1 protein-coding gene is annotated in these 1,150 nt (G+C 39.0%); it reads left to right on the forward strand.

The genetic code is table 11. The features are described 5' to 3' along the window. Nucleotides 1–1,150 (forward strand): glutamine hydrolyzing CTP synthase (pyrG, locus tag B4F08_RS13790; protein ID WP_291374810.1); only part of this gene is annotated, 1,150 nt, incomplete at both ends.

The raw sequence follows: 1,150 nt of genomic DNA on the forward strand, positions 1-1,150 counted from the left end.
TAAAGAACGCGTACTTCGCGCAGGTGAAGGCTACGATGTTGCTATCGTAGAAATTGGCGGTACGGTAGGTGATATCGAATCACTTCCATTTATGGAGTCAGTTCGTCAGTTAATGGTTGAGCTTGGTCATAAAAGAACCATGCTTATGCATTTAACTTTGTTGCCATATATCAAATCTGCAGCAGAGCTTAAGACAAAACCAACTCAACACTCTGTAAAAGAGTTGCTTTCGATTGGTATTCAGCCAGATATTCTTATCTGCCGTACTGAATATGATGTGGATGTTGACACTAAACGCAAAATTGCATTGTTCACTAACGTAGAAGCGCGTGCTGTAGTGGTATGTAAAGATGCGAAAACGATTTATCAAATTCCACGTACATTCTATGAACAAAACGTTGATGATTTGATCTGTGAGCGTTTTGGATTTAATGATCTTCCAGAAGCAAACCTAGAAGATTGGGATAATGTAGTCGAAGCATTACTAAATCCTGAATACACTTTACGTGTAGCTATGGTTGGTAAATATGTTGAATTACCAGATGCTTATAAGTCTGTGAATGAAGCGTTATTACACGCAGGTATTAAAAATCGCGTAAAAGTACAAATTGATTATGTCAACGCTGAAGAACTTGAAAGCCAAGACGTATCTATTTTAAGTACAGCTGACGCAATTTTAGTTCCAGGTGGTTTTGGTGAACGTGGTACTGAAGGCAAAATGAAAGCTATTCAATACGCACGTGAAAACAAAATCCCATTCTTGGGTATTTGTTTAGGCATGCAATTGGCTGTTATTGAATACGCTCGCCATGTTGCAGGTATGCCAGAAGCTTCTTCTACAGAATTTAACCGTTCTACAAAATATCCACTCATTGGTTTAATTACTGAATGGTTAGATGAGCGCGGTGAATTACAACAACGCAGCCTTGAGTCTGACCTAGGTGGAACTATGCGTTTAGGTGCTCAAAAATCTGAATTGGTTGAAGGCACAAAAACACGTGAAGTCTACGGTAAAGCTGAAATCACTGAGCGTCATCGTCACCGTTATGAAATGAATAACCGTTTCATCGAGTCGATTGAACAAGCTGGTATGAAGATTTCAGGTTACTCTTCAGCACAACATTTAGTTGAAACTGTAGAAATTCCTGAA

It is taken from the genome of Acinetobacter sp. UBA6720, from assembly GCF_002454215.1.
Lineage (GTDB): Bacteria > Pseudomonadota > Gammaproteobacteria > Pseudomonadales > Moraxellaceae > Acinetobacter.